The organism is Alcanivorax sp. HI0044 (genome assembly GCF_001634945.1).
The window spans coordinates 1-6,430 of the sequence record NZ_LWEZ01000025.1; the positions used below are offsets into that span (position 1 = coordinate 1).

Sequence of the window (6,430 nt, forward strand, 5' to 3'; positions counted from 1 at the left end):
GACCAACGTGGTTAAGGAACCTCTGAATAACTCCTTGCGTACTCAGCGTGGCCTGAAGCGTGCAGCTGTTGAGTCTTGTCTTGACGGACAGGGTGGCTCCCTTTCCTAGAGGCAAGGCGCAGCAGATGTGCGCTTCAGGCCACGCCCTCCGGGTCTTCCAGGCTAGCCCGCACTCGTCGTTGCGTTTTTTCGATGGATGGACATACACCTTCAAAATCGCGCCTAGATTGCGAGCCAGCCTGAAAGACTGAGCATGCAAGGAGTTATTCAGAGGTTCCTTAATGACGATGTGGTCGTGGAAGGCGGCAGCCCGGACTTCAGCGAAACACTCTACAACGCCGGGCTGGTATACCAGCTCACAAGCTGGGCGCAGCTCTACGGCAGCTACTCGGAAGGGTTTGGCATGCCCGATGTGGGCCGTGTCTTGCGCGGCATCAACATCCCCGGCCAGGACGTAGATACCCTGCTGGATCTACAACCTATCGTTACCGACAACCAGGAAATTGGTGGGCGCTTCAACTGGGCACGCTACGGCTTTGAAGTGAGCTACTACGAATCCAACTCGGATCTGGGCGAGCGCCTCACCTACAACACCACTACCGGCACCTTTGAAGGCAGCCGGGAGAAAACCGAAATCCAGGGCGTGGAACTGTCCGGGCACATGCAGATTAACGACGCCCACCGCGTCAAACTGTCCTATTCCCACGAGGACGGCGAATCCGACACCGACGGCAACGGCGTTGTCGATACCGAACTGAGCGGCCTGAGCATTGCCCCCGACACGGTACAGATGAGCTGGAATGCCGGCTGGAGCCGCACCGTCTCATCCTATCTGCAAGTCAGCCATTTCTTCAGCCGCGGCTTTGATGACCCGGACCTGGACTTTGACGGCTACAGCCTGGTCGACGCCATGGTCAGCTACAAGCTACCCGCAGGTAAACTGGATCTGGGTATCGAGAACCTGACGGATGAAGACTACTTCACCTACTACTCCCAGGCCGCCCGCGTGAGTGACGAGTACAACTTCAAGGGCCGTGGTCGTACCTACACCCTGGGGTATAGCGTAGATTTCTAGCCTCATCGGCACGGGCTCTACCGCAGCCCGTGCCCTCCCCATTAAAAGAACCACGCTGCCCGCGCCACCAAAACGATATTGACAATCATTCCCGCCAACCTTAGCTTTCAACGCCTGAATTTACATTGCTTACAATAAGGAGAGCCCCCGTGCTCCGTACTTACTTTATTGGCTTGCCTATCTCATTGTTCACGCTTGCAGCTTCACCACTTGCCATCGCGGAGTCGGACGCTAACGAACTGGGGGCCATTACGGTTTCTGCCACTCGCGCCAATAGCGAAGTTGGCAAGACCTCCCAAAAAGTTACCGTCATTACCCGCGACGAAATTGATGAGCAATTGCGCATCACTTCTGATCAGTCCCAGGTACTAAGCAACCTGATTCCGTCATACACACCCAGCCGTCAAAAGCTTAGCAACTCAGGGGAAACATTCCGGGGACGTAATCCTCTCTTTCTCATCGACGGCATTCCGCAATCCAACCCCCTTCGCGACGGGTCACGTGATGGCTACACCATTGACCTGTCCATGGTTGAACGCATCGAGGTGATTTATGGCGCCAGCGCCGAACACGGGCTGGGAGCCACAGGCGGGATCATTAACTTTGTTACCCGTCGCCCGGAATCCGGCACCCTGAATCAGCATGTCGGCGTAAAAATGACCGCGCCCACCAATGACATCCACTCCAACAGCCTCGGATACAAAGTGGATTATCGCGCCGACGGCATCAAAGGAAATTGGGATTATCTTCTCGGCCTTAGCTACACCGATCGCGGCATGTTCTACGACGCCGAGAGCGAGCTCATTGGGGTAGACAACACCCAGGGTGACATCATGAACAGTGAAAGCCATGACATCTTCCTGAAGCTGGGCTACTGGATCAACGATGAACAAAACGTAGAGCTCAGCATTAACCGTTTTTCCCTGGAAGGGAAACATGACTACGAAGCGGTGGACGGCAACTGGGTTAACGGCATCCCTACCACCTCACGAAAAGGTGACCCGCAAGGCGACCCCGCCATGAATGAAGTACTGACCGTCGGGCTGAACTACACCCACAGCAATCTTGCCGGGAATCACTTTATTACCCAGCTTTACAGCCAGAGCTTCAAGGCCCGTTACGGCGGGGGGGTCTTCGCTACCTTCCAGGACCCGGCCTATGGGACCAATGTCTACGACCAGTCCCAGAACGAATCCGACAAGATTGGCGGCAAACTGACCCTGTCCCGTGACGGCATGTTTAATAACCGTCTGAAGCTGACCACCGGTCTGGACCTGCTGCAGGACGAAACCACCCAGATCCTGGCACAGACCAATCGCGAATGGGTACCGGAAACCCAGTTCCGCAACATTGCGCCCTTCCTGCAGGCAGAAGTCAGCCCCATGCAACAACTGACCCTGAATGCCGGAGTGCGCTATGAATACGCGAAACTGAACGTGGACGATTTCACCACCCTGGCCTCCTACGGCAGCCAGCAAGTCGAAGGCGGTAGCCCGGATTTTGACGAAACCCTGCTCAATTACGGCCTGGTCTTCCAGGCCACCGAGAACGCGCAGTTGTTTGCCAACTACTCTGAAGGGTTCGGCATGCCCGATGTGGGCCGTGTTCTGCGCGGCATCAACCAGGCCAACCAGAGCGTGGAAGACTTCCTCGATCTGCAACCCATTGTGACCGACAACACCGAAATCGGTATCCGCCTGCATAACGGCGGCGCCCACTTTGAGCTCAGCCATTTCAGCTCCGATTCCGACCTGGGCCAACGACTGCAAAATAACGGCGGCATCTTCGAAGTCAGCCGTGAGCGAACCGAAATCCAGGGCATCGAGGCCGACGCAGGATGGCAAATCAATCCGGTGCACTATCTGAACGCCACTTATGCCCACATCAGCGGCAAGTTCGACAGTGATGATGACGGCACCGTAGACACTCGGCTGGATGGCCGCAATATCGCCCCTGACAGCATTCAGCTGCGCTGGCATGCCAAATGGACCAGCAAGCTGCATACCCAGCTTCAGGGGACTCACTACTTCAACAAGGATTTCGAAGGCGACACGAACGACTTCAGCTCCTACCAACTGGTTGACCTGTCTCTGGGATACGCGCTGCCCAAAGGCCAAGTCACTGCCGGCATCGAAAACCTGCTTAACGAGGATTACTTCAGCTACTTCTCGCAAACAGCCACCACCCGTGATGACCAGAACTTCAAGGGCCGTGGTCGTACCGTCACTCTGGGCTACAATCTGGACTTCTAATAAGTCGCCCAGCTAGCTAACGGGCAGCCAATGGCTGCCCGTTTTATTTCCGAGCCTGATACTTTATGCGCAACCTGCTTTTCACTTTGCACAAATACACCGGCCTGATCACCGGGCTGTTGCTGGTGGTTATCGGCCTCAGCGGCAGTTTACTGGTCTTCCATGAGGGGCTGGACGAGTCGCTCAATCCGCAACTGATGACTCAGGGGAAAAGCACGCTTCCCCTTAACGACATCGTCGCCAACGCCGAAGCCGAGCTGGGCCGCAAAGCATTGCGTATCGAGCCGGCACAGGCCCCCGGCAGCCCCCACACCCTGCGCTTTTTTGCTCCACCGGGCGAACCCGGCCCGATTCAGGTCAGCGTCTCCCCCTATACCGGCGAGGTGCTTGCGATTCGCACCTGGGGCGACTACCTGATGACCTGGATCTACAGCCTGCATTACACCCTGTTGTCCGGCGAAATTGGCGAGATTGTGGTTGGCGTGCTTGGCCTGTGCTTGCTCGGTTTCTGTCTGACCGGCGTTTACCTGTGGTGGCCCACCGGCAAGCGCAAGGGAAAGTGGCGTCGCAACCTGACCATTAAACGGAGCGGCGGCACCTACCGATTACACTTTGATCTGCACCAGGTCATCGGCATCTATTTTCTCCCGGTACTGCTGGTGGTCGCCTTTTCCGGGGTCACCCTGATATTCCCGACCCAGGTGGCGGCACTGGTGGGTGCCATGCTCCCGCTGGAAAAGCGCCCCTCGCCTTCGTCAACGCTACCGGACAGCCCGGGCACGCCCTCTATTTCCCCGCAGCAATCACTGGATATTGCCCGCACCGTTTTCCCACAGGCACCGCTGATCCGCCTTGATTTCCCCCGCAGTGAAACCGGCAGTTATTCGCTGGCTTTCAACCGGGACGGAGAACCCTGGCAGCATTACGGCGCCAGCCGCATCTGGGTAGACCAGTACAGCGGCGAGGTACTGGCGGTATGGGACGCCCCCAATGTGGCCGCCGGCAGCCAGCTCATGACCTGGCAGTTCCCGCTCCACAATGGTGATGCCCTGGGCATGCCGGGGCGCATCATCGTCCTGATCAGCGGGCTGACGCCCTTGCTGTTCTTTATCACCGGCACCTACATGTGGTGGCAAAAACGCCAGCTTCGCCTGCAGGCACAACGCCGCAAGCGGGCACGGCAACAGGCACGTTGACGCCCTGTTGCCCCCCTTCCATGCTTAACTGAAAGCTGACGACCACAAGGAGCCTCCCATGCGTCAATGGATGTCCGCACTGGTGATCAGCCTGCTTTTGTTAAGCAGTCAGGTCATGGCGTTTGACCACAGCCGCTGGAACACATTGCTGCAGCAACATGTACAACCACAACGCGGTGGTGTCGCCACGGCTGTGGATTATGACGGGATCGCCGAGAACCATGAGGCCCTGCAGTCGTATCTGGACAACCTGACTGCGGTCACTCAAGGTGAGTTCAACGCCTTCAGTCGCAATGAAAAACTGGCGTTCCTGATCAACGCCTACAACGCCTTTACCATTGAATTGATCCTTCGGGAAAATCAGCCTGACTCGATTCGCGATATTGGCAATCTCTTTTCCAGCCCCTGGGACAAGGCATTCTTTTCCTTGCTGGGAGAGTCCCGGACGCTGGATGAACTGGAACATGAAATGATTCGTGGCAATCCAGACCTGATGGACCCGCGCATTCATTTCGCTGTGAACTGCGCGTCCATCGGCTGCCCCGCCCTGCGCACCACCGCCTACACCGGTGACCAGCTGGATACGCAACTGGAGGACAGTACAAGGCAATTTCTCAGCGACAAACAACGCAATCGCTATAACAGCGAACAGGACGCCCTGGAAGTCTCGAAGATTTTCGACTGGTATGAAGACGATTTTGAAGACGCCGCCGGCAGCCTGTCCCATTACCTTCTGCAATACTCGGACACGCTGGGCATACCCGCCAATCGCCAAAAGGCACTGGACGACGGGGACCTGGAGGTGCAGTTTTTACCCTATGACTGGTCACTGAACACCCAGTAACCCAACCCACTCCAGGAGAAACATGGCATGGACGCCTACCACGCAACCACCACACACCGCCTGCATAGCATCTGGTTGTCGTTTCGCAACCTGCCACGCTGGCTGCAGGGCTGGGTCGCCCTTATCCTGATGCCCCTCAACGGGGCCAGTCTGCTGTTGCTGGATACGTTCTCTGGCCAGGCCATCGCGCTGGCCCTGCTGCTGGTCCTCGCCGTGAACCTGCCCCTGATGTGGCACCACCGCGGCATGAACAAAGACATGTCACTGGTGCACCTGCTAGCCTGGATTCCACTGGAAATCGCCCTGCTCGGGCAATTGGCGGGGCGCTGGGGCGACGATCACCTGACACCGGCACTGTGGGGTTTTACCCTTGCGGTATTCATGGTCAACGCCATTAGCCTGTTCTTCGACGTGGTCGATGCCTGGTGCTGGGCCCAAGGTGACCGTGTGACCCTCCACCCCTCAAATGCAATGGATAATTGATCACGCACAATGCGCTGTCACCCATTATCCATTGCTATTGCCCAAAGCAATCGCAACGCCTGAGCCAGAGCACTTGCGCCAGTCACCTCTTGGCAGTGAGACTCCTTTCTCTCCGTTCGGGCGCTCCCCGATCACCATAACCGCCCCCCCCCCGGCTCGTTCACGGCACCGAAGCGGTGACCGCAGCTTAGCCGATGCTTCAATGGCACCCATCCTGTGATTTCTGTCACAGGAACAAGCACAAAAAAGAAATGCAAAAAATTGTCATACAATACTGCTTCATTCACCAATCATCATCGTCACAATAGCTGCGGGGGACCGTTATTCATTAAGCACTCATGGAAGACGACCAGCGGGGATATCCGGTCGATTACTTCCTCGAGCACCGACCTCTTTTTGAATAATTACGCTGCTACGCACCCACTTTAAGAGCTTCACCCTGCCCCACGCGGCATGCGCGGCACGGTAGCGCTTGCCCCTTGCTTTCTTAACTCTGCAAACAAAAAGGATGTAACTAATGCACAGGACTGCCCTGATAAAAACGACGTGGTTGCCCGCAATGGCGACAGCGACCTTACTA

Annotated in this window: 6 protein-coding genes; 5 read left to right on the top strand and 1 reads right to left on the bottom strand. The window is 56.7% G+C overall.

Annotated features, from left to right (window positions below; all coding sequences use genetic code 11):
• Positions 1-253 precede the first annotated feature (253 nt).
• From A3730_RS00290 to A3730_RS00310, 5 genes are all read left to right on the top strand, one after another.
• Positions 254-1,075, top strand: a complete 822-nt coding sequence (locus A3730_RS00290; RefSeq protein WP_369817595.1) for a TonB-dependent receptor domain-containing protein — start codon at positions 254-256, stop codon at positions 1,073-1,075.
• A 149-nt stretch (positions 1,076-1,224) separates the two neighbouring features.
• Positions 1,225-3,327 carry a TonB-dependent receptor gene (locus A3730_RS00295; protein ID WP_063537211.1) on the top strand — a complete coding sequence of 701 codons (2,103 nt, stop codon included), beginning with the start codon at positions 1,225-1,227 and terminating at the stop codon, positions 3,325-3,327.
• 65 nt (positions 3,328-3,392) lie between these two features.
• Positions 3,393-4,523: a PepSY domain-containing protein gene (locus A3730_RS00300; protein WP_063537213.1), complete on the top strand. Its 1,131-nt coding sequence runs from the start codon at positions 3,393-3,395 to the stop codon at positions 4,521-4,523.
• A 58-nt stretch (positions 4,524-4,581) separates the two neighbouring features.
• Positions 4,582-5,367 carry a DUF547 domain-containing protein gene (locus A3730_RS00305; RefSeq protein WP_063521255.1) on the top strand — a complete coding sequence of 262 codons (786 nt, stop codon included), beginning with the start codon at positions 4,582-4,584 and terminating at the stop codon, positions 5,365-5,367.
• A 27-nt stretch (positions 5,368-5,394) separates the two neighbouring features.
• Positions 5,395-5,850 (top strand): hypothetical protein, encoded by a 456-nt coding sequence (locus A3730_RS00310; RefSeq protein ID WP_063521254.1) that lies wholly within the window; start codon positions 5,395-5,397, stop codon positions 5,848-5,850.
• Positions 5,851-6,186: 336 nt separating this feature from the next.
• Here A3730_RS00310 and A3730_RS32415 read toward each other — a convergent pair.
• On the bottom strand, positions 6,187-6,430 hold a 244-nt coding region (locus A3730_RS32415; RefSeq protein WP_231883789.1), incomplete at its 5' end, for a hypothetical protein.

Excerpts from the sequence above, each read along its gene's own strand:
- A3730_RS00300 (WP_063537213.1), top strand. The coding sequence starts at position 3,393 with ATGCGCAACCTGCTTTTCACTTTGCACAAATACACCGGCCTGATCACC.
- A3730_RS00290 (WP_369817595.1), top strand. The coding sequence starts at position 254 with ATGCAAGGAGTTATTCAGAGGTTCCTTAATGACGATGTGGTCGTGGAA.
- A3730_RS00310 (WP_063521254.1), top strand. The coding sequence starts at position 5,395 with ATGGACGCCTACCACGCAACCACCACACACCGCCTGCATAGCATCTGG.
- A3730_RS00305 (WP_063521255.1), top strand. The coding sequence starts at position 4,582 with ATGCGTCAATGGATGTCCGCACTGGTGATCAGCCTGCTTTTGTTAAGC.